The 24,750-nt window shown below is 36.4% G+C and carries 25 protein-coding genes; 11 read left to right on the top strand and 14 right to left on the bottom strand.

Translation table 11 applies throughout. The annotated features are described in order from the left end of the window. Window positions 1–588, bottom strand: coding sequence for a hypothetical protein (locus H4J57_RS09055; protein WP_182242567.1), 588 nt, complete (start codon window positions 586–588; stop codon window positions 1–3). Then, on the bottom strand, window positions 588–2,075 hold the full coding sequence (locus tag H4J57_RS09050) for a HAMP domain-containing sensor histidine kinase (RefSeq protein ID WP_182242566.1): 1,488 nt from the start codon (window positions 2,073–2,075) through the stop codon (window positions 588–590). The genes H4J57_RS09055 and H4J57_RS09050 overlap by 1 nt, the downstream gene beginning before the upstream one ends. A gap of 365 nt (window positions 2,076–2,440) precedes the next feature. On the opposite strand from H4J57_RS09050, the gene H4J57_RS09045 reads away from it, so the two are divergent. From H4J57_RS09045 to H4J57_RS09035, 3 genes are all read left to right on the top strand, one after another. Beyond that, window positions 2,441–2,797, top strand: coding sequence for a hypothetical protein (locus H4J57_RS09045; RefSeq protein WP_182242565.1), 357 nt, complete (start codon window positions 2,441–2,443; stop codon window positions 2,795–2,797). A 107-nt stretch (window positions 2,798–2,904) separates the two neighbouring features. Further along, the gene (locus tag H4J57_RS09040) at window positions 2,905–3,282 is read left to right on the top strand and encodes a hypothetical protein (RefSeq protein ID WP_070377181.1); all 378 of its coding nucleotides are present in this window, start codon (window positions 2,905–2,907) and stop codon (window positions 3,280–3,282) included. Between the two features lie 88 nt (window positions 3,283–3,370). Continuing rightward, on the top strand, window positions 3,371–4,147 hold the full coding sequence (locus tag H4J57_RS09035; protein WP_182216669.1) for a pseudouridine synthase: 777 nt from the start codon (window positions 3,371–3,373) through the stop codon (window positions 4,145–4,147). A gap of 10 nt (window positions 4,148–4,157) precedes the next feature. Here the strand turns inward: H4J57_RS09035 and H4J57_RS09030 are convergent, their stop codons facing one another. Continuing rightward, window positions 4,158–5,015 carry a PA4780 family RIO1-like protein kinase gene (locus tag H4J57_RS09030; protein ID WP_182221863.1) on the bottom strand — a complete coding sequence of 286 codons (858 nt, stop codon included), beginning with the start codon at window positions 5,013–5,015 and terminating at the stop codon, window positions 4,158–4,160. 24 nt (window positions 5,016–5,039) lie between these two features. Beyond that, on the bottom strand, window positions 5,040–5,366 hold the full coding sequence (locus H4J57_RS09025) for a DUF6172 family protein (protein ID WP_070375914.1): 327 nt from the start codon (window positions 5,364–5,366) through the stop codon (window positions 5,040–5,042). Between the two features lie 152 nt (window positions 5,367–5,518). Here H4J57_RS09025 and H4J57_RS09020 point away from each other — a divergent pair, with 152 nt between their 5' ends. Next, window positions 5,519–6,727, top strand: a complete 1,209-nt coding sequence (locus tag H4J57_RS09020; protein WP_182242564.1) for a lytic murein transglycosylase — start codon at window positions 5,519–5,521, stop codon at window positions 6,725–6,727. A gap of 308 nt (window positions 6,728–7,035) precedes the next feature. Here the strand turns inward: H4J57_RS09020 and H4J57_RS09015 are convergent, their stop codons facing one another. Further along, window positions 7,036–7,710, bottom strand: a complete 675-nt coding sequence (locus H4J57_RS09015) for an alpha/beta hydrolase (RefSeq protein ID WP_182242563.1) — start codon at window positions 7,708–7,710, stop codon at window positions 7,036–7,038. A gap of 329 nt (window positions 7,711–8,039) precedes the next feature. On the opposite strand from H4J57_RS09015, the gene H4J57_RS09010 reads away from it, so the two are divergent. From H4J57_RS09010 to H4J57_RS08990, 5 genes are all read left to right on the top strand, one after another. After that, window positions 8,040–9,296 (top strand): efflux RND transporter periplasmic adaptor subunit, encoded by a 1,257-nt coding sequence (locus H4J57_RS09010; RefSeq protein ID WP_182216442.1) that lies wholly within the window; start codon window positions 8,040–8,042, stop codon window positions 9,294–9,296. A gap of 51 nt (window positions 9,297–9,347) precedes the next feature. Then, a complete protein-coding gene (locus tag H4J57_RS09005; protein ID WP_182221856.1) occupies window positions 9,348–10,082 on the top strand; it encodes an ABC transporter ATP-binding protein in 735 nt (244 codons plus the stop codon). 8 nt (window positions 10,083–10,090) lie between these two features. Beyond that, window positions 10,091–12,514, top strand: a complete 2,424-nt coding sequence (locus H4J57_RS09000; RefSeq protein ID WP_182242562.1) for an FtsX-like permease family protein — start codon at window positions 10,091–10,093, stop codon at window positions 12,512–12,514. 76 nt (window positions 12,515–12,590) lie between these two features. Continuing rightward, the gene (locus tag H4J57_RS08995; RefSeq protein ID WP_182242561.1) at window positions 12,591–13,991 is read left to right on the top strand and encodes a sigma-54 dependent transcriptional regulator; all 1,401 of its coding nucleotides are present in this window, start codon (window positions 12,591–12,593) and stop codon (window positions 13,989–13,991) included. A gap of 61 nt (window positions 13,992–14,052) precedes the next feature. Next, on the top strand, window positions 14,053–15,321 hold the full coding sequence (locus H4J57_RS08990; RefSeq protein ID WP_259366827.1) for a PAS domain-containing sensor histidine kinase: 1,269 nt from the start codon (window positions 14,053–14,055) through the stop codon (window positions 15,319–15,321). A 45-nt stretch (window positions 15,322–15,366) separates the two neighbouring features. On the opposite strand, the gene H4J57_RS08985 is transcribed toward H4J57_RS08990, so the two are convergent. Next, on the bottom strand, window positions 15,367–16,554 hold the full coding sequence (locus H4J57_RS08985; protein WP_182242559.1) for a lipopolysaccharide assembly protein LapB: 1,188 nt from the start codon (window positions 16,552–16,554) through the stop codon (window positions 15,367–15,369). 398 nt (window positions 16,555–16,952) lie between these two features. Between H4J57_RS08985 and H4J57_RS08980 the strand changes: the two genes are divergently transcribed. Both H4J57_RS08980 and H4J57_RS20365 read left to right on the top strand, forming a co-directional pair. Then, window positions 16,953–18,209, top strand: a complete 1,257-nt coding sequence (locus H4J57_RS08980; RefSeq protein WP_182242558.1) for a hypothetical protein — start codon at window positions 16,953–16,955, stop codon at window positions 18,207–18,209. A 115-nt stretch (window positions 18,210–18,324) separates the two neighbouring features. Continuing rightward, window positions 18,325–18,528 carry a DEAD/DEAH box helicase family protein gene (locus tag H4J57_RS20365; RefSeq protein WP_409049407.1) on the top strand — a complete coding sequence of 68 codons (204 nt, stop codon included), beginning with the start codon at window positions 18,325–18,327 and terminating at the stop codon, window positions 18,526–18,528. Between the two features lie 319 nt (window positions 18,529–18,847). Here H4J57_RS20365 and H4J57_RS08975 read toward each other — a convergent pair whose 3' ends face one another. The 8 genes from H4J57_RS08975 to H4J57_RS08940 all read right to left on the bottom strand — a co-directional run bounded on the left by H4J57_RS08975 (window position 18,848) and on the right by H4J57_RS08940 (window position 24,745). Beyond that, window positions 18,848–19,108: an LPP leucine zipper domain-containing protein gene (locus tag H4J57_RS08975; protein WP_182242557.1), complete on the bottom strand. Its 261-nt coding sequence runs from the start codon at window positions 19,106–19,108 to the stop codon at window positions 18,848–18,850. 78 nt (window positions 19,109–19,186) lie between these two features. After that, window positions 19,187–19,663, bottom strand: coding sequence for a potassium channel family protein (locus H4J57_RS08970; RefSeq protein WP_182242556.1), 477 nt, complete (start codon window positions 19,661–19,663; stop codon window positions 19,187–19,189). Window positions 19,664–19,688: 25 nt separating this feature from the next. Beyond that, window positions 19,689–20,018, bottom strand: a complete 330-nt coding sequence (locus H4J57_RS08965; protein WP_182242555.1) for a hypothetical protein — start codon at window positions 20,016–20,018, stop codon at window positions 19,689–19,691. A 3-nt stretch (window positions 20,019–20,021) separates the two neighbouring features. After that, on the bottom strand, window positions 20,022–20,660 hold the full coding sequence (locus tag H4J57_RS08960) for a hypothetical protein (protein WP_182242554.1): 639 nt from the start codon (window positions 20,658–20,660) through the stop codon (window positions 20,022–20,024). A 96-nt stretch (window positions 20,661–20,756) separates the two neighbouring features. After that, the gene (locus H4J57_RS08955) at window positions 20,757–21,446 is read right to left on the bottom strand and encodes a PspA/IM30 family protein (RefSeq protein WP_182242553.1); all 690 of its coding nucleotides are present in this window, start codon (window positions 21,444–21,446) and stop codon (window positions 20,757–20,759) included. Between the two features lie 23 nt (window positions 21,447–21,469). After that, window positions 21,470–21,883, bottom strand: coding sequence for a YjfI family protein (locus H4J57_RS08950; protein ID WP_070375922.1), 414 nt, complete (start codon window positions 21,881–21,883; stop codon window positions 21,470–21,472). A 135-nt stretch (window positions 21,884–22,018) separates the two neighbouring features. Continuing rightward, window positions 22,019–23,725 (bottom strand): polyamine aminopropyltransferase, encoded by a 1,707-nt coding sequence (locus H4J57_RS08945; RefSeq protein WP_182242552.1) that lies wholly within the window; start codon window positions 23,723–23,725, stop codon window positions 22,019–22,021. Between the two features lie 117 nt (window positions 23,726–23,842). Further along, a complete protein-coding gene (locus tag H4J57_RS08940; RefSeq protein ID WP_182216473.1) occupies window positions 23,843–24,745 on the bottom strand; it encodes a DUF350 domain-containing protein in 903 nt (300 codons plus the stop codon). Between the last annotated feature and the right edge of the window lie 5 nt (window positions 24,746–24,750).

The following is a 24,750-nucleotide window of genomic DNA, read 5'->3' as shown; positions in this document are numbered from 1 at the left end:
TTACTGCCCATGCTCATTAATATTATGTTCTATTTTTCTCAGCTGATTTATTTGCTGCTTTAACACTTCTAATTGTTGTTGTTGATATTGATAGGCTTGCTTAATGAGCTGTCGCGCCTTTTTTTCTTGCGATAGTTCATTCAGTTGTAATATCTGCTGATTGAGTTGTGTTTTTAACATACTAAAAAAGGCAAAGTCGCTTTGGCTTAGATTGTTTTTACTCAGGGTAATAAGCGACAGCTGATTTAATTTACTTTTTGCGGTGAACGGATTGTGAACCGGTGAATGAGGTAGAGCAAAAAATAGTGCTGATTTTAATTGCCATTCAATAGTTTCAGCACTGTTATTTTTATCTTGTTTGATTAACATGCTCTTGGCTAACGAGACTAATTGATGTTGGTGTATTTTATCGGCAATTTGTGCTTGGTTTAACTCGACTAAAGACAAATAATATTCTGTATAATCAAGGGGGCCACTGTTAATGTGATGGCTTTTATTGTCGCTGTTTAGTAACTGACAACCCGTTAACACGGGCAGTAATAACAGTAAAAAACTAACAGTGAGTATTCTATAAAATAAATATAACATTACACTGATACTCCACTCATTTTTTTTGTTAGAAAAGCATTAGGCAAGGTTATTGTCATGGCAGTGCCACTATTTTTACCTGTGTTACTGGCTATATTAATGGTGCCATTTAAGCGCATCAGTAACTCCTTTACTATGGTTAAACCTAAACCACTACCTTTTATTTTGGCATTCTTTGCCGGTGTTCCTTGATAAAAAGCATCAAATATTTTTTCTTTTTGGCTACTGGCTATTCCGCGACCTTGGTCAATAACGGTTATCGACAACAGACTATTATCAAGTGAACAGTTAATGTTAATAACATTATTGTCGTGCGAGTACTTTATCGCATTGGATAAGAGGTTATCTAAAATAACACTTAATTGTTTGGCATTGACCTTGAGTTGTATTGCGTGGTTTTTATAGTCAATGGTTAAGTTTTTCTGTTTAATATCTAAAGTTCTTTGCTGTAATACCTGAGTAACTAACAATGATAAATCAACAATTTCAGTATCTTGTAAACTGGTTGAGTCGAGCACAATATTAAAGTCAAGTAAGTCTTCAATTAAACGTTGCAAGCGGGTAACACTGCTACGGATAATGTTAGATATTTCTTGCTGCTCAGCGTTTAACTCACCAACACTGTTATCGTACAGTAATTCTGTTCCCTCTCTAATGGCGGCAAGTGGCGTTTTTAGTTCATGGGAAATATGACGAATAAAACTCGATTTTTGTAATTCCAGAGCATGCAAGCGCTTACGCATCACTTCCAAGGCGTCAGCAATTTCTGTCATCTCAGGTGAGCCATGTAAAGTGACCTTTTTTTCAAAGTCTCCTAATGCTAAATGATGTATTTTACTGAGTAACTGCTTGAGCGGTTTAGTGATTAAATAGATAAAAATTGCGGCGATAAGTAAAGTAAAGGGAATGATAAGTAAGCTTTTTAGCATATCGTGTCTAACACCGTTGGCAGAATCTTTAACCTGTTCTACTTGTAAAATGAGTAAGTTATTACTTTGTTCGGCTATTGTTTTTCGTATCGAAACTAGTTGGGTAAATTGTTCTTGTAACGATGTTAATGACGATTCTTCTAGAGGGTGCCGCGTTAAGTAGCTATGCAGGTACTCAATCGTTTGAGAAAACTCTGTACTGAGCAAGCGTAAGCTTGGGTTGCTTTTAAAGAGGTTATTACTTGCCATTGCTTTTAAGATAACTTGTTCGTCTTTTAAATAAGCACTCAATAAATCTTGATCTTTTAGAATGATAAATTGCCCAGCACTGCGTTCCATTTTAGCTAAGGTAAAGTTAATTTGACGGTTTGTTTTAACGAGTTCAGCAACATTAAAGATAGCCGATGTACTTTGTTGAGAAAGCTCAGTGACTTGATTTGCGCTATAAATTAACGCTATGACTAGCGGAAACGCAACAAAAGTAAAACCTAAAATGCTTAGTTTTCTAATCGAATACAAATTTATTGCAAAAAGTTCGGACAAGCTAAGTTTTTTCATAGATATCACAAGTATTAATCAGGAGTGTATTTTAGTTTTATTAAGATAAAAAACAAGCGTGTCGCTTATTTGAGACAGTACTTTAGATGATACTAGAATGTTTTTTGTTATGACTTTTATAAGTTAGTCACTGTTTTACATCGGTTATTTTCTGAATTATTAACGATTTTGTTTTTTTACTTTTTTTTTGGCTGTTTTATCTGTTGCTTAATGGCGACACTTTAGGCAGCTTAGTTATTTTGGTTTTATCATTAATTGAATTAAATCAGTGCTTTATATTTTTGGTTCGATTCCTGCAATGTCGTTAATGATATTATTACAATCATTAAAATAACCCGATGAACTCTATAAATAAAGGAATTAAAATGAATTCTATTAGCTTAACAAAAGTGACTCTACTTGTTGGTACTTGTGCCTTAGCTTCGTATTTTGTCAACGCAGGAGATAAAGTTGCAAGCCTAGATATTCCTATTGCTGATCAAGCAGCAACTAAACCTGTGGCAACTAAAATGTTGTCGGTAGACAATGTAGCAAAAAGTACACCGGCCATACTGACTCAGTTCGATGAAGATAAAAATGGTTTGCTTAATGAAGCAGAAGTTATTGCGAGCAAAGATGAAAAATTAGTTAAGCATTTTAAAGACATCGATAAAAATGCTGACGCTGAAATCAGTGCTAGCGAGCTAAAAACCTACCTTGCGGCTGTAAAAATTAACAATTAATGGTTGAAAAATAAGCCATATCTCTCTAGAATTATAGTCCCTAATTTCCAACTGTAGATAATAAACAGTTGGAATTTTTATTAGTTAATACGCAGTCGAAAACTATTATGAGCAATAAACCCACTGACGGTGTCCCTATAGAATCAATGCCTCGATTTGTACAAGTTGATGATTGGATTTTTGAAATAAAAACCGTACGAGCTATACGTGTAGATGAATATGGTAAACCCTACACGGCGATCGCCAATTTAACAGTAAATGGAGATAACGCCTACATAGATGGTTTGTTAACACGAGAGAATGAAAAATTTAATCGAAAAGATTACGCAGCTTTCCATAAATTTTGTCAGCAAATGCAAGTTAAACAAGCTCATTTCGATCGCTTTAAAAATAACAAACTCATTGCTGAACGTGTTGATATTAAACCGATTAAAGTTGAAGCTGAAGCGGTTAAGCAGACAACAATACTTAAACTGGTTCGTTAACTTATCTGCAGGTTTGCGTTATTTTTCGAATCAAAAGCGGCTAAAATATCAATAATTCTTAATCCCCAGATAAAATGAATGCCTATTTATGTCATTAAGTACTGCTCGTCTCGACCGTTTCATTAGTGAAAATTGCAGCGTTAGTCGCAGAGCTGTGCGCTTAATGTTAGCGAAAAAGCGTATAGCGGTAGATACCATTATTGCAGATGATATTGGCCAACGAATTGATAAGTTCTCAAAAATCACTCTAGATGGTCACATTTTACAAGATAATCGTGCGCTCTATATAATGCTTAATAAACCTATTGGTGTAGTCAGTGCAACGATAGATAAACAACACAAAACGGTCATAGACCTACTTGTCGAGCAAAACTTATTTAGCGACAGTGGTAACGAAGAAAAAGACAACTTACATATTGTTGGTCGACTCGATTTAAATACTTCCGGGTTACTGTTACTGACCAACGACAGTCGTTGGTCTGAACGACTTATGTCCCCAGAGCATAAAGTAGAAAAGTGCTATCAAGTCACTTTACAAAACCCGTTAACAGATGACTATCAGTCAGCTTTTGCACAAGGGATGTATTTTGAATTTGAAAATATCACCACTAAGCCAGCAAAATTAACAATTATCAGTAATACTGTAGGCCAACAAACTAATCAATATATTGCTGAAGTTAAGTTAATTGAAGGGCGTTATCACCAAATTAAGCGGATGTTTGGTCGGTTTCGTAATCCCGTTATAGGCTTGCATCGACAAGCCATCGGAAACTTATTCTTGGATGAAAATCTACCTGTAGGTCAAAGTCGATTTTTAACGGATGATGAAGTACTTGGTATTTTTACAACGACTGTTACTAACTGATAATAATAGATTAATCTAACTCATCAGCATCACTAATACGCTCTAATCGTTCCTGTTCTTCAGCAAATGCTGCTTTTATTTCTTCTAATATTGTATCAACATCAGCCGATTTTGTGTCTTCCTTAAATAGGCCCGTTAACTCGGTTTCTGGTGTTAATTCTGCTTTTTCATATAAGGCCCACATTTCTTGAGCATATTTACTTTTTGCTAATTCTGGGGCAAATTGAGCATAATAATCAGTAATATTTTCAACATCGCGCAGTAACATGCTTTTGGCATTATTGTTGGCTGAGGCATCTACAGCCTGTGGTAAGTCAATAATAACAGGACCGTATTCGTCAACTAGGACATTAAATTCTGATAAATCACCATGAATGATACCCTCGCAAAGCATGATCTTTACATAATTCATCATGATAAGGTGGTCTTCAATGGCGTGTTCACGTGGCAATATTATGTCATTTAAGCGCGGTGCAACATCGCCTTCACCGTCGGTGATCAGTTCCATTAACAGCACACTTTCAAAACAACCAAATGGCTGAGGCACTCGTACACCAGCAGCAGCTAATGTATAAAGGGCTTCAACTTCGGCATTCTGCCAAGCATCTTCTTGTTGTTTTCTGCCATACTTTGAGCCTTTTTCCATCGCGCGTGCGCGACGGCTATTACGGCTTTTTCGACCTTCTTGGTATTGAGCGGCTTTTTTGAAACTGCGTTTATTGGCTTCTTTATATACTTTGGCACAGCGAATATCATCGCCACAACGTACCATATATACAGTTGCTTCTTTGCCACTCATTAATTGACTGATTACTTCGTCAACCAGTCCATCGTCAACCAGGGGTTGTAGTCTTTTAGGTATTTTCATTATTTAATTAAATCGGCTTTGAAGTTATTCTTCGTCAAGTTCGTCGAAGTCTTCGTCTTCACCAAGCGGTTTTACTGAACGGAAACCTTCTTTTACGACGATCTCTACATAGAATGAAGTTAAGCCAAGCTTTTCAGCTTCGTCGATATGTTTATTAAGTGCAGATAAGTGTACAACTTCTGCGTCTGCTTCGGTGATACCATATTTAGAGTCAAAATCCCAAAAATCAACGCCAGCAGGCAGCTTTTTGTTTCTTTCTCTTTTTATGTATTTTTTCACATCATGTTTTACACCTTCAAATAAGCGAGCAACTTTAATTTTTGGGTGAGTGATGTTGAATGTTTTTTTCATGACGTTCCTAAATGATATTGTTAAGAGAATTTGTTACATATGATCTGCATTTTACGTTAATTTTTCCTTGGGTGCGACAGTTAGTATTTGCTAAAGTGAACTTGGTTATATTTTTCGATGTTTTATTCAATTTTTTATAAGGTTTTTCTGTTATGTCATCCGTTATTAAACGTTTCTCCCAGTTAGTTTTTGTTTCATTAACAACATTGCCCTTAGTAGTGAATGCTTCGGGTAATAACAATTTCACTCAATGTATCAATAATTTGCAGGTCAAGGCCGAATCTGCTGGTTATTCAGGCTATATTGTTAATGATATTATTCCAGCGCTTGCGCCGATAAAACGCGTGATTGAGCTCGATCAACGCCAACCTGAATTTAGTCAAAGCTTTGCTGATTATTTAAAATTACGCTTAACTAATTATCACATCCAAACCGGTAGAAAGAAATTAGCTGAGCATAAAGAACTATTTGACAAATTGTCTAAAAAATACGGCATTCCTGCACAGTACTTAGTGTCTTTTTGGGGCTTAGAAACTAACTTTGGTAGAAACAAAGGGAAAATGTCGGTGTTAAACTCTTTAGCCACATTGGCCTGTGATGAGCGACGTAGTGAATACTTTACCGCTGAATTATTTGATCTGTTTCATTTGATCGATAATAAAACGGTCACCACCAAGCAACTCGCTGGTTCTTGGGCCGGAGCCATGGGGCATATGCAGTTTATGCCTTCAGCATTGAGAAAGTATGCATTAGACGGCGATGATGACGGTAAAGTAGATGTTTGGCAAAGTGAGGCCGATGCGTTAACGAGTGCGGCTAATTACTTAAATAGCATTGGCTGGATAGAAAAAGAGCGTTGGGGTCGTCAAGTACAGCTGCCAAAAAACTTTGCTTTTCAACAAGTCGAGTTTGATCAGTTCTATCCCTTAGCAACCTTTAAAGCTTTAGGCGTAACACGTGCTAATGGTACTGCTTTATCTGATTATAAAATAGATGCTGAGTTAGTCTTACCTGCTGGCGCTGGTGGACCTGCATTTTTAGTCTACCCTAATTTTAATGTTATTATGAAGTGGAATTTGTCTGAGAATTATGCGCTTTCTGTTGGCTTGTTAGCTAACCGTATTCAAGGGGCTAGCGGCTTAAAGGTCAGTGCTCAAGATAAGGACGTATTATACAAGCCTGCTGAACTACAAGCGCTTCAGGAAAAGCTTAATACGTTAGGTTTTGACGTTGGAAAACCTGATGGTATTTGGGGACCAAAAAGTCGTAAAGCTATTCGTTTATATCAATTACAACATGATTTAATCGCCGACGGTTTCCCCAATAGTGCGGTATTAATAAAAGCAGGTATTCAAGGATAACTCTATTTATCTCTTAGATAAGATATTTATGGCTATATAATTGAGTGAGTACTTTCTGGTTAAGTCCTATAAAGACGCTTATATGCGCCAATTGAAAAGATGGCGCGAAGAAAAGGGAAGTGCAAGTAGGTTGATATTACTGAGGCTGTCTATGCTCAGTAATGTCTTTAATGTAATTTTTCTTTTGTTGGTTAAATGAATTGTTCGTTAATAACTAACGCGTTATTGCCTACCTGACCTAAATGAATAAAACCGACAATATGCCGGCTTTATTTTTATTGAGTTAATTTATAGCTTAATAATGTTGATTACTTTAATAAGGTATTTACTAACCAAGCTGAAATATCGCTAAGCTGTTCCGGTAATACGCTGTGAGGCATGCGATAAGATTGCCATTTTGTATTATATCCAGCATCAATCAATAGTTGATTGGCCATTTTCCCCGAGCTCATTGGTACTACGTCATCTTGATCACCATGGTTTTGCAAAATAGGCGTTTGCTTATTGGCGATGTGACAGTTGTCGGGCAATTTATCTGCGGTTGGTAGGTAACATGACAAAGCCATAATGCCCGCTAAGGCTTTTGGGTACCTAAGACCGGTAAATAAGCTAATAACGCCACCTTGGCTAAAACCTGCTAGTACTATTTTATTGGCAGCAATACCAGAATCTATCTGCTGTTGAATAAGCGCGTGAATGGCTTGTTCAGATTCAAGTACGCCAGCCATATCAGCTCGATTATGCAAGTCCATACTTTTTATATCGTACCAAGAACGCATCACATAGCCTTGGTTAATTGTTACCGCTTGCTCAGGAGCATGCGGAAAAATAAAACGAATAGCATGATTTTTTGGTAAATTTAATACAGGAACAATCGGCGCAAAGCCATCGCCTGAATCGCCAAGTCCATGTAGCCAAATAACACATGATGTGGCTGTTGATTTTGGTTCTACCGTAACGCGCGCTAAGTGTTTTATTGACATCTACTTTACTTATCTTAATAAATTGAAATTTACTCTATGATAACAGCTTGAGTTAATATTAAAAATCTATATAAAAGAGTAAATATACCAAAAATTGAAGACCTATTCACAGTAGGATTTATTTTTTGATGGGGTCGCGTTTTAGCTTGTTCCATAAATGCCACATCTTAATTTTTACTTTGTGTCGTTTTCGACACAGTTTAATGCTAAAGCAATTGATTGATTTTTTTTGTTATTAAATAACAGCTGCTTACGTATTTTTTTGAAGTTGGCATGTCCCTTGTATTACCTTACTTAATTATTACTTAATAAAATGAAATCATCAGAGTATGGATATCCAACGAGAAAAAAAAATAATACCTTTGTGGCGTAAGTACTGGTATGTACCCGTTGTACTGATGTTAGCTTTTGCAACGTATAAATTAAAAAGTGTGATGGGCGATGCTTCTTTTATTGTTAAACAAAATGAATTAGTGACCGCTGTTGTTGAACAAGGTCGTTTTCAAGTGAATGTTCGCGCAACAGGGGTTTTAAAACCAGTCTATATTCGTTGGGTTTCAGCACAAGTTTCTGGTCGTGTTGAACAAGCCTTTGTAAAAGCAGGCGCTCATGTCATTAAAGGGCAGATGCTGATGCAACTTTCTAACCCTGAATTACACCGTGAATTAGAAAAAGCCCGTTGGGAATACGAAGCAAAAAAAGCAGAAAATTATGCTGCTTATATTGCGCTTGAATCTCAATTGCTTGATTTAGAAAATTCAGTCGTTGAAGCTGACTATAGTTACCAAATCAGCAAGTTAAAACTTGATGCTGAAACACAATTAATCGCGCAAAAAAATGCCACCGTATCAGCGCTTGATTATCAGCATAGCCAACTGGCCGTTAAGCAACAAAATCAATACTGGCTATCACAAATGCAAAAAGTTGAAAAAATGAAAGCGAGTTTACTTGCCTCTAAAACTGCTCAACAAGCACGATTGGGCTTAGTTGAAAATAACTATCAGCGTATTAGAGATCAAGTCGATGCTTTAGCCGTAAAAGCGACAACTAATGGGGTGGTTCAGCAGGTTTCTCTTGCGTTAGGAGAGCAAGTTCAAGTTGGTGGTAGTGTCGCTTTGATTGCGGATCAACGTTCGTTGTTTGCTGAGCTTCAAGTACAAGAAAATAAAGTGAGTGATATTGCATTAGGTCAAGCCGTTGTTGTTGATACGAGAAGTAATAAAATTTTTGGTAAAGTTATTCGTATTGACCCGGCAGTAAATACTGGCATGGTTCAAATTGATGTGCAGCTAAATAGTGAATTACCTAATGATGCCCGACCTGATTTAACGGTAGATGGTTTAATTGAGGTAAGTGATATTGCGGATACACTTTATGTCCAACGTCCGGTATTTGCCCCTCGTTATAGTGATGCAGGTTTATATAAATTGATTAATGATAAAAAATTTGCTCAAAAACAAAAGGTGAAGTTAGGGCAGAGTTCAGTCAACCAAATTCAAATACTTTCTGGTTTAGACGTTGGAGATGAAATTATTATTTCCGATACAACGAGTTGGCAAGAGCATCAAGAAGTGATGATTAACTAATAATAATTATTTATGAAGATAAGAGTAACAGACAAATTAAAGGAAATAAAAATGAGCACATTAATCGAATTGAAAGAAATCAGTAAAAGGTTTTTGACTGAAGAAATCGAAACACGCGCTATTGATACTGTTAATTTAACGATTAAAAAGGGTGAGTATATTTCATTAAGTGGACAGTCTGGCTGTGGTAAATCTACATTATTATCACTTTTAGGTTTACTTGATTCTCCAACCCATGGCACTTATGAACTAGATGGTGTTGATGTTTCATCATTATCAAGAGATCAACGAGCAAAAATTCGCAGTGAACAAATTGGTTTTGTCTTTCAGTCATTTAACTTGATTTCCGATTTGACGGTTTTTGAAAATGTGATGCTACCGTTAACGTATCAAAAAGGTTTATCAAAAAGTGAAATAGAGGGCAAAGTACAGCAGGTATTAGAAAAAGTTGAAATGTCTCACCGAAAAGATCATTTCCCATCACAGCTTTCTGGTGGTCAACAACAGCGAGTCGCTGTAGCTCGTGCTTTAGTTAACGACCCCGCAATTATTCTTGCTGATGAACCAACCGGTAATTTAGATTCAAGAAATGCTGAAGCTGTATTAGCCTTGCTTGATAAACTTCACCAAGAAGGAGCGACAATATGCATGGTGACACACGATCCTTCTTCTGCAAAAAGAGCAGACCGCTGTTTAGAGATGTTTGATGGCCGTTTAATTGCCGATAATATCAACATAAAAAACAATGCAGATTCAATGCCAGCACCTACATTAGCGGTAGGTTAGGAGGATACATGTCTACATTTATTGATATCAAATATGCCTTTAGATTACTTTTTAAGTCGCCTAAGTTCACTGCGATGACTTTAGCTGTTCTTGTTGGGGGGCTTTCCATCAGCTTATTCACCTTTTCATTTTTGTATTCAACCATGCATAAAGACTTAGACTTACCTAACGGCGAAAGCATGCTGTCGGTTAATGCAGAATTTAATGGTGAATTTCAGTTATGGACTTCCTATGAATTCTTTATGATAAAGGAAAAACAAACAGTACTCAGTGAATTTGGTATTTATGATAAACAAGATTTTAGATTGTCTTTTGAAGATAGTGGAAAGAATGTTTACGGGACTTATGTTGACCAAGGATTTTTTGATTTCAGTGGTACAAAAGCAGCGCTAGGACGAACATTGCAAGCTGCAGATATAGAAGCAGGTGCTTCTCCAGTTGCAGTTATCAGCACTCAGATTTGGGCGAGTGATTATTCATCTAGCAAAGACATTATTGGTAAGACTATTATTGTGAATGATATTGTTACCGAAATTGTTGGTGTTATGCCCCATGGGTATCTTTTTCCTGGTTCGAGTCATATTTGGCTGCCGATAGAACAATCACTCATAAAAAAGACAGCGAACAATCCTAATCATGTTCATCTTTACGGTCGTATTAAACCTGATATCAGTAGAGCTAAAGCTGAACAAGCCTTAAGCCAGCAAATTAATACGATTTATCAACAAAATGCTACACAATACGATTTAGAAAAAGGTGATAAGTCAGTACGTTTCTGGTCATTTCCTTTTGCGCAAATGGGAGGGGAAGGTACGGTAATTTTTACCTTTTTAAATGTGATCGCTGGGATGATCCTATTACTTGCGTGTATTAATGTTGGAAATCTTTTACTTGCTCGGGCTATAGAACGTCAAAAAGAAACCGCGATACGAGCAGCATTAGGCGCATCAAACACTCGTTTAGTTAGTCAGTTAATGTGGGAAGGCGTTATTATTACCTTATTAGGTGGCGTTTTGTCGGTTTTACTTGTAGGTGCAGCTTTACATTACACCGATATTATATTGCATTCATGGAACTCCAAAACGCTAGTATTTTGGTGGCGTTGGGGTATGGACAAAGAAACACTATTAATGGCGGCCGCCTTTACTATAGTGACAATTTTTTTATCCTCATTTTTACCCGCTTGGCGCTCTGCCAATCAAGACATTAATACAACATTACGTGATGGAACTCGAGGCGCACAAGGTAAAAAAGCAGGTCGTTTATCAAGATTCTTAGTGACGACTCAAGTATTTCTTGTCGCGATATTAATGCTTATTGGTTCGATGTCAGGGTATATATCCAATAAACTGGTTAATTTAGAAACGGGAGATGATTACACTAATGTGATGAGAGCTAGGCTCAGCCTACCTGAAAATAAGTATGCAGAACCACAACAGCAAATTGCTTTTTATCAAAACCTAATGACAGACATCAAAAGTCACCCTCGCGTTGCGGGTGTCGTTATGAACAACTGGCTTGGAAATTTTCCCCTAACACTTGAGGGAATTGATTACACCGATGAAAAAAGTAAGCCATCTGTTGATACGCTAAGTGTGATAGGGAAAACAGATACTATTGGTGTTAACTTGGTTGATGGGCGTTTCTTAAATCATCAAGACAAAGAAGGTAATCGTAAAGTCGCTTTGATTAGTCAATCAATGGCGAGCCGATACTGGCCTGGAGAATCTGTCATTGGTAAAAGCTTTCAACTTAAGATAGATGAAAAAAACGAAAAGCTATTTATAGTAGGCGTTGTAACAAATCGCATGAATCCCAAAACCATGCTCGGTAAGCTTGATAGCGCTGATGAAGTTTATACTTCAGGTTTACAATTTATGACGGCTTTTCAAAACTTTTTTTACCTAATAGAAGGCGAATTAATTAATAGTGAAGAAATATTTTATCAAGCCTTGTATAAAATAGATCGAAATATTGATCTCTTTTATGCGGTTGAACCGGCAGAGAAAAATAGAGGTATGATGCGTGATGTAATGCAATTAACGTCTAATATCACTTTTGGTACCGGCTTCTTTGCCCTAATGTTAGCACTGGTTGGCATTTATGGTTTAACCGCTAATTCGGTGGCACAACGTACTCATGAAGTTGGTATTAGACGCGCAGTGGGTGCTACCGATAAAAGTATTGTGAATATGTTTATGAAACAAGGTGCGAAACAATTAATTAAAGGATTAGGTTTAGCCTTAATCATTTTTGTATTAATTGCCTTTGGTTTTAATAAAATGTCGGAAGGTATATTTCCAACGTATTTATATGTGGTTCTTGCAGTAACGGTAGTTATCGGATTGTCTGCTATTGTAATGTTAGCGATATATGCACCAACGACCAAAGCAGTTAAAATGGAACCAAGCTCAGCTCTTCGTTACGAATAAGACGAAGGAAGAAAAGCTATCGCCCTTAATGTTAGGGCGATAGACTAATATTAATTAATGGTGTAACTATAATACTGTGAAAAATAATAAAATCTTAATTGCTGATGATGACCTCAATATTATTGCCAGCTTAAAATATATGTTATCAGAAGAGAATTTTGATATTTTAGCGATGACCACGCCAGAAGCTGTTTTGGAAAATTTAAAGCGTGAAAGTGTAGATCTCGTTTTAATTGACATGAATTTTCAACAAGACACCACTTCTGGTGGTGAAGGGTTACAGTTAGTTGAGGCTATTCAACAGTTTGACGAAACTCTGCCTATTATTGTTATGACCGGCTGGGCAACTATTGATATTGCAGTTGATGCTATGCGGGCCGGCGCAAAAGATTTCATCCAGAAACCGTGGAACAATGAACGTATGCTAAGCGCTATTAATACGCAATTGAAATTAGCCAGTATCGATAAAAAGCTCAACCGACTCAATCAAGAAAATAAACTACTCCGCTCACAGTCGTTTCCTAAAAATAATGGCATTATTGCGCAATCACCCGTAATGAAAACATTGTTGTCATCGTTAGAAGAACTCGCAAAAAGTGATATGAGTATCTTACTTACCGGTGACAATGGCACGGGGAAAAGTATGCTTGCTTCTTATGTGCATCAACAGTCATCGCGAGCTGAAAATTCTTTCGTTCCAGTAAATATGGGCGCTATTCCAGAAAGCTTATTTGAAAGCGAAATGTTTGGTCATTTAAAAGGGGCATTTACAGACGCTAAAGAAAACAGGGTTGGCCGTTTTGAAATGGCGGAGCAAGGCACGTTATTTCTGGATGAACTTGCCAATATCCCAATGGCTCAACAAGCTAAGTTATTAAGAGTATTAGAGGAGAAAAAATTTGAAGTAGTCGGAAGTAGTAAATCACTGAGCGCGGATGTACGTATTATTTCAGCCACCAACTGTGATTTGGCAAAAGCTATTAGTGAACAGCAATTTAGACAAGATTTATTTTACCGTTTAAATACCATTCAACTACGTATACCTTCATTGCACGAACGTATTGAAGATATTGAGCCTTTAGCCCATTATTTTTTACAACGCTTTAGTGCTAAATATAATATTATCGCCCCTGAGTTATCATCGGATGCTGTTAAAAAGTTACAACAGTATACTTGGCCGGGTAATATTCGTGAGCTAAGTCATCTTATGGAAAAACTACTTTTTACCTGTAAAAAATCGGTGATAGGTGGACGAGATTTATTACTTGAGGATATTCATCCTTCAGCAAGTGAACTTGATGAGAATAGAGGTGATAAACTCGCTAATTATTCGTCATTATCTTTAAATGAAATAGAAAAAATATCAATGATCGGCCGTTTGAAACATCATCGAGGTAACGCCACAGAAACGGCCAAATCTTTAGGGTTAAGTCGCAGTGGCTTTTATCGTCGTATGGGTAAACACGGCCTTGACTAATCAACAACGAAAACAAAAAAATGATCATAGCTTGCTAGCTCTGTTTTTGTGCTTGCCTTGTTTGCTTATAACAACCGTAGCACTTTATATAGCCAATGTGTCTGCTTATTTAATTGCTTTTATACTTATTATTTTGGCGTTAATTGCTGTTTTTATTGTTGTCATTTCTGAGCAACGTTCTCAGCAACAAATAAGAACCTTGGCCAATATTTTGGAATCAATGATTGATGGCGATTATAGTTTACGTGGCCGAGAGCAAGAAAATAAGGCTTTTCAAGAACTACTCACTCTCGTTAATAACCTCGCAGACACACTGGCATTAAGTAAAATTGAAGCGAAAGAGAGTCGGCAGTTACTTGAGCGAATAATGCAACAAATGGATGCAATGGTTTTAGCGGTTGATGAACAAGGTCGGATTGTATTGGCAAATGATTCGGCCCAAAAATTATTACAAATAGATATGTCTCAACACGCTCATTTATTGCTGACAAGCCTAGTGATAGGGAAAGTTATTAGTGAAGCACAAAGCGGTATTATTGATTTTGAACAACCCCAGCTTAGCGGTGAACACTTCCTTTTTAAAGAATACTTTTTAAGTGAAGGCAAGCAACATCAACTCTTTTTAATCACCTCAGCACAACGATTATTATTAGAAAAAGAACGAAAATCTTGGCAAAGTTTATTGCGTGTTTTGAGTCATGAAATGAACAATTCTTTAACACCTATCTCTAGTATTAGCCAATCGATAAGTTCTAAATTACAAGATGGGCAGAAAGCCTTAAATCGCGAGTCTTTATTAACGGGGGTTGATATTATTAACGAACGAGCAAGTTCGCTTAGTTCCTTTATTGCCAGCTATAGTCAGCTTTCTCACTTGCCTGAACCCAATAAAAGTAGATTTGCCTTGCAAGGTTTTATTAGCCATTGTATTGCGCTCTTTAATGATTGTCGTATTCTATTTCCAGAAAATTCTATTGATTTAGAGCAGGTAAATATTTACGCAGATAAAGCTCAGCTTGAGCAAGTCTTTATAAATGTCTTTAAAAACGCTAAAGAAGCCATGCAGATAACTCGTAGCACAGATAAAATTATTGAAGTGTTTTGTCATGAGGATGATAAATATTTTCACATTCACGTCTGTGATTCAGGTAGCGGGATAGCTAACAAAAATAACTTATTTGTCCCTTTCTATACGACAAAACCACAAGGCAGTGGTATTGGCTTAACGTTATGCAAACAAATATTATTTAATCATGATGGACTTTTATCCTTAAAAAACAGAGAAAATGTCGCAGGGGTTGAAGCTGTCATATCGCTACCTAAAGGTTGATACGATAAATTATCAACTACACTCGATATTTACCAATATTACCGTTTAGATATTTCTAGCAATGCTTTGGTTAATATTATAGAGCTTCTGCTTATAGAGCTTTTTTTCATCAAGCTCATAGGTCCACTCCAGTGCTTTAACTAACATAGCTTGGGCCATCTCCATTTTTTGTTGCTTGATGTAAATACGGTATAGTTCCATATAGGCTTGGTTTAAATAGGGCGCTTTCTTCAATGCTTTTTTAAAGTGTCTTTCTGCTTGTTTAATATCATTGTTTTGTGTTGCGACATAAGCCTGAGTTAACGATTTATAGGGGCTAGGGTCGTCTAATTCTTCCATCTTACTTTGCAGAAAACTCACTTCTTCCATTCGCTGTTGAGACTTAAGTAGCATAATATAATTACTTAATAGTGCTATGTTTGGTTTTCCTCTACCTATACCTATTTTGTAGATTGCTTCTGCCGTTTTTACATCGCCAGCCCTGCGGTGAATAACGGCTAATAAATTAATTGTTTCGATATTTTTAGTGTCATATTTATAGGCGGTATTAGCATACATAAAGGATTTCGCTAAATCTTTATCAGCTAAAGCGTCAGCAGCAATATTCTTATAATACATAGCGACAAAGGTATTATAAGAAAACGTTCCTCCTCTACGATTATTTTTATTTGGGAAGTAATCGATGGTTATACCGGAGGGAGAAAAATAGAAAAAGTTATCATCAGCAACAAAAGAGGGATCATAAATTACTGTTTGTACATGCGAAGATGACAAAATAACATCTTCTTTTTTAGAAAAAATTGGTAATGTATACACATTACGATATGAGAAATCCAACCCCAAAAGCTTAGCATAAGCAGTTGTTAAAATGGCCAAACTCATACAGTTACCTTTATTAAGACGCATTACGGTAGTGGCATTATATGTTTCACCATAATAGGTAAAATTGGCCATGTTTTCGTTAAGTATCTGATAGAGTGCTTGGTGAGGTTCATAGCCCGTAGCTACTTTTTTCTCAAAATCTATTTTTACCTTTTTCTGTTGGTCTTGCGTTAGGTAAAACAGCTCTTGCTCATTTAATGGCGCTATTTTTGTTTGTTCAAATAAATTGTAATTAATAGGGATATTGATGTGTTGTTTAATATCAGATTTTGAGCCATCTATAGATTTAGTTGAACAGGCTGAAAAAACAAAAGATAATATCAAAAGTAAAATTATTTTTATGCGATGCATTTGTCATCCTTAACATTCGGGTATGTTTATCTCGTCTTGCCACGGGATAACTTAACTACGAAGAGCTCTGTACTTAAATTAACAGAATAATAACTTATAATAAAGTGTTGTTGAAAACTAATCATTACACGTCACTTTTATCGTTCCGTTTAACTACACGCTATGCTTTATCTATGCTAATTATAAGTTGGGTGGTGTAGATGCATAAAGATTAAAGTTGGCTAGCGTTTTTTTTCGCAGATTAAATCAACAAAACACTCCTCATTTGCTATAATCGATACACTTAATTGCAATACCTAATAAAAACGTGGATTTTTCACGCTTTTTTTATATTATTTCTAATCTATGCTTAACCGTATTATTAGTGATAATTCCTTATACGGAGTTTATATAGTTTCATGAGAAAGTTGTTATCTTCACCTGTTAATATGCCCTTGTCTGATGCTGAAAATCAGGTTTATCAAAATGCCCTTAAATATGTCACGCCATTGAGCCTAAATTTAATGGCGGTTAAAGTGACACATCGTCCAGATGATTTTCTGGGCTGGTGTGGCGAGTTGGCCCGACTATGTCGTGAAGAACTTAATAAGGATCTTTTAGAAGATGAGCAACTTTTACCGCTTAAGAAGCTACAAGATATTCTTGAAGCTGGCTTTACGCTTAGTCAGTTTAAAATGGCTAGAATTGCTCCTTGGCCTATATTTGCCAGTTTTATTGAACAACAAAGCACGATTCATGCTTTAGATGAACGTTTACGTTTATTGAATTATCTTGACGAAATTCGCCAACAACCTTTAGCAGACTTAATTGTTGAAGACCGTTTAGCTTTTTCTGGTAAGCACACAACTCAGCATGACTACAGCATTTATAATTTTGATGTTGAATGGTTTGCGGGCACTAAAGGCGCAAAAGTTTTTCATACCTTACTTGAGCAGTCGCCAGAAAAGTTTGATGCAGCATTAGCGCACATACCTTTAACTGGAGAAGTAAGTCATGCAAACTACCAAAGCTTTGTGAATGACTTCCAACAAATTTTTAAAGAATATACCCAAACAAAAGCCCAAGGCGAAAAAGCACCTTTAGCGGTAGCTACCCGTCTGTTAGCGATGCGCAGACCGGATCAATTTATTGCATTAAATAACAATAAAATTGATATTCTTTGCCAAGGCTTATCGATTGCTAAATTAAAAAATACAGATTTTTCATCTTACTGGCATGACATGATTGGTACTATGCGTACTTTCGCATGGTGGCATCAAGCACAACCAGAGATAGTTGAAGCAAACAGTGATGCAAATGAGGGCGAAGAAAGCTCTCAAGATGAAGCTACTGGCAACAAAGAAAATCGTGAACTTATTCTTTGGAAAAATCGTGCGGTATTAATTGATTTGTTTTTATTTGCTGATGCTGATTTAGCACCAAATTCAAACTACATTAAATTACGTGAAAAAATGCTTAATAAAGCGAAGTCGAAGTCAAAGGCGACGCCTAAAAAACGTAGTAAAGAGTCAGCTGAAATATTAGTGGACAAAGCGCTTACCTCAGAAGATCTTCCTGCGTACTTGCAGGGTAAACGTGACTCAATTATTATTCAGGTTAAAAATGGTAAAAGTGTTGAGCAAGCTATCGGTTTAATGCGCGCAATTTTTGGCTAATTAATCGCTATTTTCATGCTCAATTGATCGGAATCAACTAAGGTCCATTCAAATTTGCAGCTAACTCATTTAGGGCGTATTTTAACGTTAAGTTAAATTACGCCTTTGAGTTTTTATCAACACCGTTAATCTTAAACCTTCGACCAAAACTGACGATTCTTTATATTATCAAGAACAAAAGAATGAAGTCTCCTTATTTGAATATGCCTATCACCATCAATTACCCGTATTAATTAAAGTGCCAACAGGTTGTGGTAAAACGCGTTTCATTGCCCATATGGCAGAAAAACTCAATAAGCGCCTTTATACTGTTTCTTGAGTAAAGAACCAGGGATAGACCCCCATTTAGCTTTGAAATTAGTTGAACTTGCCCAAGCTTTTTAGGTAAAAGAAAAAGTAGCTAGTTAAGTGCTGCTATATGTTGATATGAATCAGCAAAAATTGAAAGCCGGTTACTGAAAGGTAACTGGCTTTTTATGTTCAGGATGGTCTTTCTCAGACATCCTGTCTTTCTAGGCATTTCTGTATCCTTGCACGCTAATAGTCATAGTTTGTTGATACGAAAATAGCAGGCATAAAAAACACGAGGCTGATATAATCAATCTCGTGTTTTATTTAATAGACCTATGGTCTAACCGTTATTTTTTGTAGCTAGAAGCAATGTTATCCATGCGTTCATTAGCATTAGCAACAGATGTTTTAACACCTTCTATTGATTCTGTATTCATTGTTTGCTGACTTTTTACATCGGCAACTTCATCCGTTAAGGCATTAACTTTATTAGTTAGTGTATCAACCTTTTGGTTTAGGCTACTTACACTTGCTTCTAAAGCGTCAGTGTTAGCACAGCCTGTTGCTGTCATGATAAGTGCTGCTAGAGCAATAGTTTTAATTAACATAGTGTTTTCCCTTTTATTATATTTAAAAGACAAGTATGGCATAATATAATAAATTTATTACACATTATTTATTAATATTTACTTGGCTGATTTGTGAATAACTTCTTCAATTTTATTGGCTAATAAATCAATTTTCACTTCGAGTTGCTTATTATGATCAAGTATTTCTTTATTTTGTCGGCGCAACTCTCTATTTTTAACGTCTGTGTTAGAAAATCCAAAAAAACGATTAATAAACTGCGCGCCAATAAAACTCATTAATCCAACACCAATATAGAACATACACATAACAACGACCCTGCCACCTGTAGTTACAGGATAGTAATCACCATAACCTATGGTACTAGAGCTCACTTGTAGCGCCCAGAAAGCATCATTATATGTTTTAATATTGGCTGTAGGTGCGGGTAATTCGAAATGCAGTAACAGTTTCGCTGCTCCAGCCATAATCAAATAGAGTGTCAATATTGTTAAGATTAATATATATCGAGATTTATAATTCTTAATACCAAATTCATCGATAGTGTAATGTTTAAGTTTATGGCGCATCATCATAATGTGTATAATTTCATTTTTGCAGTTAATTATTATTGTTTTGCGTAACATGTAGAATTAAATCATCCATTAATTTACGCTTTATTTCAAGTTGTTGTTCAGGAGAAAGGCCGTATTTTAAGGCTAATATTTGGTAATCATCTTGTCCTAAACTTACGGTTAAACGAGGTCGTTTAGGTCTTTTATTCGTTGGTAGGCCAAGAATATCACGAATTTGGTCTGATGGACTCAGACCGGCATGTAATGCTTGAGTACGAATTGCTAATTGAATTTTTTCATCCATATCAAAAGCAACTTGCACCGCCTTGACTGCTTGAATTGAAGATTGCCATTTTTCAGGTAATTTTCTGCTCACAAATTAGCTCCCCGGGAAAATATCGATAATATCAGAAGTTGGACGGTATAACGTAATAAATAAGTCGGTATCACCATCTTGCCATACTTCAATATCAATACCGCGCGATTGCTCTTCATCAAGTAAGCTATAAAGTTCAAATTGCTCGCCTGCTTCATTTCCTTCATAGGCGCTTAAACTTTCACTACGATTATCTCTGCGGTGAAAATAACCTACTTTTGCAAAAACTTGTTGCTGGTATTGTGGACTGCTCCAGCCTGACGTTAATAAAGAATCTGACTTTCTCTCTAGAAAGGCTTGGCCAGGTTCATCAAATATTGTGGCAAACTCATCTAAATCGAACAGTGATTCGATATCTTGGTGCTGAATTTTAAGGGCAAATTTAAGGTAAGTTTTATCATCACTTTCGATGGTTAAGTAAAGTTCAAGGTTGTTCGCACCTTGTAAAACCCATTCAGTTTGTGTGTTATTTTCAAATTCGTAGCAGTTAATGGCTGATACTTGAAACTGTTGTTTACGTAAGGACTCAGGTAAGGCGAAACTGTCGGTCAGCACAATAATATCTTTAATCTTTAACTCTTCAGCTGAGTTAACTTGGCGTTCGTCTTCTTTCTTTTTAAATAGTCGCTTTAGAAAACTCATATTCAGATCCCAAAAATCCGCCTAGTTGTTGGGAGGAAAACAGCTAGGCGGTTAAAACGGTATTCGTTAGTCAATAATGGCTAACGAGCATGTGTGTTACTTTTGTTTAGCTTTTAAACGATCTAATACTGAATTCGCACTATTATCTGTGCCACCAATACCGGCTTGCTTAAGTTGAGCAGCTAATGAATTATCTGAGTTTTCAGATTCTAACACTTCTGCAGCTTTCATTTGATCATCAAACTTCTGCTGTTTAGCTTTAATACGTTCTAAAGAATCTTTAGCATTTAACAGCTTAGAATTACTTGATGAAAAGTTATCTGTGATTGCCGATGTTGCTTTTTGAACACTTTCTGTTGTTTTAACCATAGAAAGTTGACGTTTATATTCACCTACTTGGCGCTCACTTTTCTTCACTAGTTCTTTTAAACGATTAGCACTACCTGAAAAACTATCAAGTGCTTGTTGTTGAGATGCTAGATCATTTTCCAAGTGAGAAATTTTTTCAGCAACAGCTAATGCTAACGTTTCATCACCTTTTTCAAGGGCTTGTACTGCATAGCCTTCATGTTCAATTACTTCGCGCTTTAAACGGTCAACTTCACGGCTTGATGACATTTGTTGAGCCATAACACCAGTAAGGTCACGTTTAGCTTTAGTTAAGTGATTTTCTGAATCACGAATCTCTTGTTCAAAAATGCGGGTAGCGTTTGAATCAACAATTGATTCTCCAACTTCTGAAGCGCCACCTCGAATTGCGGTCATTATCTTTTTAAAAATACTCATAGTTTTTTCCTTAGGGTGGTTAATTAAATTAGGTACTCGCCCATATCATCTATAATTTCCATCGCGTTATTACTTAAAACGCCTAATTCGTGTTCAATATCATGAAAAGATGAATTAATAGATAGGGCACCAAAAATTACGTATTTATCACCAATTTTTGAAAATGATGATAAAGGCATCGGAATATTCATTTCTAACATGCTTACGTGCATGTCTTGAAGGTATTCAGGTTTTACTTCTTCTACGCCCCATAAGTAGGTGATACATAGTATTTGATCATCGGTTACAGAAACAAAAATTGGTAATTCTTCACGGTCGATAACAGTAATTTGTAAAACGTCCACTTCGCCTGAAATAGGCTGACAATCAAAAACCATCCCGGTTTCAGAATTGTCCGCTAAGCTATTTAAGTGATCAGCAATTTTATGAATATTCATGTGATTCCTTAGTCTGTATTTTTCGTTAATAAATCTAAAAGTAAATATCTCTCAGACATATTATGTCGTTGAGGTAAATTTAGCACTTTGACATAATATGTCAAGAGCCGATTTGCATTATTTGTTATTTATTTGTCATTCTTGTAAATAAGCATTGTTCAAACCTTGTTGATCGCGCCATGCTTTTTGATGTAATTGATAAATATTATGGCTACCTAAATAGTTAATAGGAACATCTGCTTGGTTCTTATAAAAGCTTTTCGAAAACTCGAATGAATTAATCACCATAGGTAGTGTTAGCCAATGATGTTCAATCGGTAATTTTTCTAAAGACTGTAAACGGTTAAGGGGGCTAGCACCACGTTTTGATGCTATCGTCCAACCCCATTCGCCAAAGCTTGGCACATTATCGTGATATTGCTGAACGTGAGCGAATTTAGCCGCTTTTACTGTTTTTCCAATCGCAATAAAAGCATCTTTGGCATGATATGGACTTGCCGATTGTATGCCAATTAAGCCGTCACCCGCGAGCAACTGATTTAAGCGCGCATAAAAATTAACAGAATAAAGTTTATTTAAATCAGGGTGGCTAGGATCAGGTAGGTCAACAATGATGCTATCAAAGGTTTGCTGTTGTTTTAACAAGGTATCAATCGCTAAAAAGGCATCTTCATTAATAATTTTTACCCTAGGGTCTTGTAAACTTTTCTGCGTTAACTGATTAAGCTGAGCCGCCAACGACGGTGATAACTTTTCGGTAGGATCCAAAAATATTTGCATCAATTCGGCGTCTAAATCAATTAAGGTGACTTTTTTGGGCGACCACTGCAAGACATCACGTAATGCTAATCCATCACCACCGCCAATGATTAATATATTGTCATGTCTAGCAGAACCAGCCATAACAGGACTGACTAAATAACTGTGATAAATAAACTCATCAGCAGACGAAAATTGTAAACGGCCATTAAGATAAAAATTAATCACACTTGGCTGCTCTGCTCCCATATGTCGTTGGGTAAAGTTGAGTTGTTGATAGCGGGTCTTATCGGTATAAACAACTTTATCTAAATAGAGCAAGTTACTCATTTGATTTAACCAGCTATTACCAGACTGATAAATAACGCCAATGGCGATCAATAATAAAATATGAAGTGAAACTAAGGTTTTTCGCCAGGTGAGTTTATCCCAAAAATGAAAGATAAAAATACCACCGACAATTAAGTTTAAGGCAGCAGTTAACGCACTGGCTTTACTGATATCAATGGATAATAAAAAAATAACCCAAATTGCAGCACCAATACCCGCCCCAACATAATCGGCGCCATAAATAGTGCCTAGGTTATTTTTTAAATGTTTTTGGTGAATTGATTCTCTAATACGTGCGATAAGGGGAATTTCCATACCAATGAAAAAACCTAAGATGAAACCAAAAAAATAGGGACTATTAAAAGCGAGCTGCGATAGTTGTTTTAAAAATCCACCCTGGGGCATAGAGTCGGGTGGCAAATTAAAGGTGTCTGCTAATACCTGCGGAAACGTTTGAGTGAGTGCTATTAAGCCGCCAATAATTAAAATTGAGCTGCAACCTAAAAACGCTATGGTAAGCTCTAACCAAACAAAACCTTTGAATGCACAAGTGATCTTGCGTGCGGCAAAAGCACCCAAACCCATGGCGACAATCATCAAGCCTATCATGGCATAAATAGTACTTTCCATTGCGCCTAAGACACGACCAGCATAATGGGATAAAAGGTATTCATAGATTAAACCACAACCAGCTAAAACGGCCATGGTTAAAATAAGCAGTGTATCGTTCCAAAATAATTGTTTTTTATTCATAGTTATAAAGTACCTAGCACCATCAAATAAGGTCAATGGGTAATACTGTTCTTCCTGAAGATAAAAAAGCTTTAAGTGCTTATGCCCTTAAAGCTTTTTTGGTAAAAGAGGGGAAGGTTATGACATCAATGCGGTTAAAATGAGGGCAATTGAAATACTCGTTGCCATTTCAACACAAGCAACGCCTATATTTTGTTGTTGATCAACTTCTTCAACTAAATTAATTCCCCACAGTACAATACGTTTGGCAATGGCTGTTAATATTGCGACTAATAGAGTCATCACGACCGCAAATACAAACCAAGAGATTAAATTATAAAATAAAGTTTCAGGTGAGTACGTAAGAAAGTGACTGGCTGCGGTAACGGCTAAAGCGGTACTAATTAATTGGCCAGCATAACGTATAGCAATTGCGGTTTGTCCACGTGTAAATGCTTCTTGTAAGCAATCGCCTTGATTATTTTTTGCGTATTGGCGCTCTTTTAAGCGGGTAACTAATAATAAAATAGCTTGAGAGATAATAAAGCCGGCAATGATGGCAATAAAGGTATCAACGTCTAAACCATGCACCCAAAGTAAAACCGCGCGAATGATGATAGCCGTCGCAATCGCACCTGCAGCATCAACAATACCTATGGTTAAATTTTCATTGAGAATCTCTTGTGTTTTATTGATGTGTTGCAGTGATAATTTATCATGGATAACACGTCCAATTTTTATCAGTATCAAGCCTAATGTGCCATAAGCGAACATGCCAACAAATTCCATCCAGTAGCTTGGCGCATTTTCACCACTGATTGCACCTGTAAGAACAATACCTAAGGCGGCAACACTCCCTGCGACACTGATGCCAAAAGCAAAGTTATCTTTTTGTGCTAACTCTTGCGTAGAGTTAACTTTAGCCGATAAACCTGAAATAAAACGCATTGCACCTAATAAAACAATCGCAATAGAAATATCAATAACTAAGTAAATTAATAAATCTTGATTTAGGGCAGTAATTTCAAAAAATGTATTCATGTTAA

It is taken from the genome of Colwellia sp. BRX8-7 (assembly GCF_014077275.1).
Taxonomy (GTDB): domain Bacteria; phylum Pseudomonadota; class Gammaproteobacteria; order Enterobacterales; family Alteromonadaceae; genus Colwellia_A.
Note: the sequence above shows the minus strand (reverse complement) of the source record. Positions and strands in the feature narration are given on the sequence as shown.

Coding starts and splice junctions, on each gene's coding strand:
- H4J57_RS09055 (WP_182242567.1), bottom strand. CDS start 588: ATGTTATATTTATTTTATAGAATACTCACTGTTAGTTTTTTACTGTTA.
- H4J57_RS09050 (WP_182242566.1), bottom strand. CDS start 2,075: ATGAAAAAACTTAGCTTGTCCGAACTTTTTGCAATAAATTTGTATTCG.
- H4J57_RS09045 (WP_182242565.1), top strand. CDS start 2,441: ATGAATTCTATTAGCTTAACAAAAGTGACTCTACTTGTTGGTACTTGT.
- H4J57_RS09040 (WP_070377181.1), top strand. CDS start 2,905: ATGAGCAATAAACCCACTGACGGTGTCCCTATAGAATCAATGCCTCGA.
- H4J57_RS09035 (WP_182216669.1), top strand. CDS start 3,371: ATGTCATTAAGTACTGCTCGTCTCGACCGTTTCATTAGTGAAAATTGC.
- H4J57_RS09030 (WP_182221863.1), bottom strand. CDS start 5,015: ATGAAAATACCTAAAAGACTACAACCCCTGGTTGACGATGGACTGGTT.
- H4J57_RS09025 (WP_070375914.1), bottom strand. CDS start 5,366: ATGAAAAAAACATTCAACATCACTCACCCAAAAATTAAAGTTGCTCGC.
- H4J57_RS09020 (WP_182242564.1), top strand. CDS start 5,519: ATGTCATCCGTTATTAAACGTTTCTCCCAGTTAGTTTTTGTTTCATTA.
- H4J57_RS09015 (WP_182242563.1), bottom strand. CDS start 7,710: ATGTCAATAAAACACTTAGCGCGCGTTACGGTAGAACCAAAATCAACA.
- H4J57_RS09010 (WP_182216442.1), top strand. CDS start 8,040: ATGGATATCCAACGAGAAAAAAAAATAATACCTTTGTGGCGTAAGTAC.
- H4J57_RS09005 (WP_182221856.1), top strand. CDS start 9,348: ATGAGCACATTAATCGAATTGAAAGAAATCAGTAAAAGGTTTTTGACT.
- H4J57_RS09000 (WP_182242562.1), top strand. CDS start 10,091: ATGTCTACATTTATTGATATCAAATATGCCTTTAGATTACTTTTTAAG.
- H4J57_RS08985 (WP_182242559.1), bottom strand. CDS start 16,554: ATGCATCGCATAAAAATAATTTTACTTTTGATATTATCTTTTGTTTTT.
- H4J57_RS08980 (WP_182242558.1), top strand. CDS start 16,953: ATGAGAAAGTTGTTATCTTCACCTGTTAATATGCCCTTGTCTGATGCT.
- H4J57_RS08975 (WP_182242557.1), bottom strand. CDS start 19,108: ATGTTAATTAAAACTATTGCTCTAGCAGCACTTATCATGACAGCAACA.
- H4J57_RS08970 (WP_182242556.1), bottom strand. CDS start 19,663: ATGATGATGCGCCATAAACTTAAACATTACACTATCGATGAATTTGGT.
- H4J57_RS08960 (WP_182242554.1), bottom strand. CDS start 20,660: ATGAGTTTTCTAAAGCGACTATTTAAAAAGAAAGAAGACGAACGCCAA.
- H4J57_RS08955 (WP_182242553.1), bottom strand. CDS start 21,446: ATGAGTATTTTTAAAAAGATAATGACCGCAATTCGAGGTGGCGCTTCA.
- H4J57_RS08950 (WP_070375922.1), bottom strand. CDS start 21,883: ATGAATATTCATAAAATTGCTGATCACTTAAATAGCTTAGCGGACAAT.
- H4J57_RS08945 (WP_182242552.1), bottom strand. CDS start 23,725: ATGAATAAAAAACAATTATTTTGGAACGATACACTGCTTATTTTAACC.
- H4J57_RS08940 (WP_182216473.1), bottom strand. CDS start 24,745: ATGAATACATTTTTTGAAATTACTGCCCTAAATCAAGATTTATTAATT.